We start from the raw sequence: 2,077 nt of genomic DNA, 5'->3' as shown, positions 1-2,077 counted from the left end.
CTTAAATCTAATGAATAACCCGTCCCTCTTTAAAAATAGTTTGTTTACTAGAATGAGTAGTCAAACGGTCTAATAAAGTTGCACTCGCCTCATTCAAACCAATTAAATGTACTTTAATACCTCGTCTCCGAAAACGTAGTACAGCTTTATCTACTGCATCTACAGCAGATTGATCCCATAAATGAGCATGAGTTAGGTCAATAGTTACAGACTCAAGATGTTCGCGGAAATCAAAGGTGTTGAGAAAATTTTCCACAGAAACAAAAAATACTTGACCATTAACGCTGTAAATACGTTCAACACCATTTTCTTTTAAATAAGAGTCAACGAAAATCAGCGCAGCAATTTTACGACTGAAGAAAATTGCACTCAACGCCACCCCAACAACAACTCCAATAGCTAAGTTATGAGTCAAAACTGTCATAAACACAGTTGTCATCATCACTGCTGTTTCACTCTTGGGTACTCGACGAAGATTGCGAATAGAATCCCAATGGAAGGTACTGATAGAGACCATAATCATCACTGCAACCAAAGTCGCCATTGGAATACGCGCCACCCAATCATTTAGCAGAATAATACAAACAAATAGAAAAATGCCTGCACTTAAAGACGAGAGTCGCGTCCTTCCACCAGACCCAATATTAATCATAGACTGACCGATCATCGCACATCCAGCCATTCCACCAAAACATCCGGCGACAATATTAGCAATTCCTTGTCCTACTGCTTCCTGATTTTTATCACTAGAAGTATCGGTGAGGTCATCAATAACATTAGCTGTTAAGAATGATTCTAGTAACCCCACTAAAGAAAGTGCCAAAGCATAAGGAAGTATAATATCAAGGGTTTCAAAGTTTAGCGGTACTATTGGTAGAGCAAAACTAGGTAGAGCATCGGGCAATGTTCCCATGTCTCCTACAGTGGGTATGTCTAATCCCGTAGTTAGTGCGAATCCAGTGATGACAACAATAGCAACTAAAGGAGAAGGTATTGCTTTAGTGATGCGAGGCAACCCGTAAATAATACCTAATCCTGCTGCTACCATTATATAAACCCAGATAGAAGCATCTTCAAACTGAGTTAGTTGAGCATCAAAAATTAATATTGCCAGAGCATTGACAAATCCTAACATTACCGCTCTAGGAACAAATCTCATTTGATTTCCTAACTTAATCCATCCTAGAAAAATTTGCAGGATACCTGTGAGAATAGTGGTTGCGAATAGATAATTTAAACCATAATCTTTAACTAAGCTTGTCATCAGCAACGCCATAGCTCCGGTTGCTGCGGAAATCATTCCCGGTCGCCCACCTAAAAAAGCTGTCACAATAGCAATACAAAATGAGGCATACAACCCTACTTTCGGATCGACACCAGCAATAATAGAGAAACCAATGGCTTCAGGAATTAAAGCTAAGGCGACTACAGCGCCTGCTAATAAATCTTTTTGGACATTAGAAAACCAGGCTTGTTTTGTTAATATATCTTTCATTTTCTCCCAATTTTTAGCACAATAACAGTTAATATTTTTCCCTGGAAGTCATACCGTTTCACGGAATTCAAAAGTCAAAAGTCATGCATTATGATTTCATAGTTCAAAACTTTGATTCTTCAGTAATTTCAGCAAATTATTCGACATCTAAAGTTTGAAACTATTTGTAACATTCTTTTTTGAAATTGGTATCAAAGGCACATTTTGCTCCGCGAAGAGTCTGCAGTTAGGTGTGGTATGTTAACCTAATTCATCATATCCCTAAGTAAATTAGGTAAAGTAATCAAATTAGACAGATTTATGGGGAAATATTTGCTATTAATGACTTTTCTAATGTGGCAATGATTATTAACTTTCATCTTGTCATGGCGAGGGAGTATTATTTACTAATACATTCTCTTTTCCACCCACATTTTCAACAACATGGGCACAAGTTAGAAAATCAGTATAATTTTGCTCCCGATAAAAAGGAAACCCAGTACCAATAACATTTGCTTTATTTGTCAATAGTACTGGTAATTAAAACAATAGATTATTCTAAGTTACTCATTCTCTGATACCTAATCCTGCTATGATAGTAGA

At 37.0% G+C, this 2,077-nt stretch carries 2 protein-coding genes; both read right to left on the bottom strand.

Annotated features, from left to right (window positions below; genetic code table 11):
• Positions 1–7: 7 nt before the first annotated feature.
• Positions 8–1,495 carry a SulP family inorganic anion transporter gene (locus F6K13_RS30165; RefSeq protein WP_124144358.1) on the bottom strand — a complete coding sequence of 496 codons (1,488 nt, stop codon included), beginning with the start codon at positions 1,493–1,495 and terminating at the stop codon, positions 8–10.
• A gap of 363 nt (positions 1,496–1,858) precedes the next feature.
• The gene (locus tag F6K13_RS30160; protein WP_161564447.1) at positions 1,859–2,002 is read right to left on the bottom strand and encodes a hypothetical protein; all 144 of its coding nucleotides are present in this window, start codon (positions 2,000–2,002) and stop codon (positions 1,859–1,861) included.
• Positions 2,003–2,077: the final 75 nt, after the last annotated feature.

Source organism: Okeania sp. SIO2B9 (genome assembly GCF_010672505.1).
Taxonomy (GTDB): domain Bacteria; phylum Cyanobacteriota; class Cyanobacteriia; order Cyanobacteriales; family Microcoleaceae; genus Okeania; species Okeania hirsuta.
This window is presented reverse-complemented; position numbering and strand designations above follow the sequence as displayed.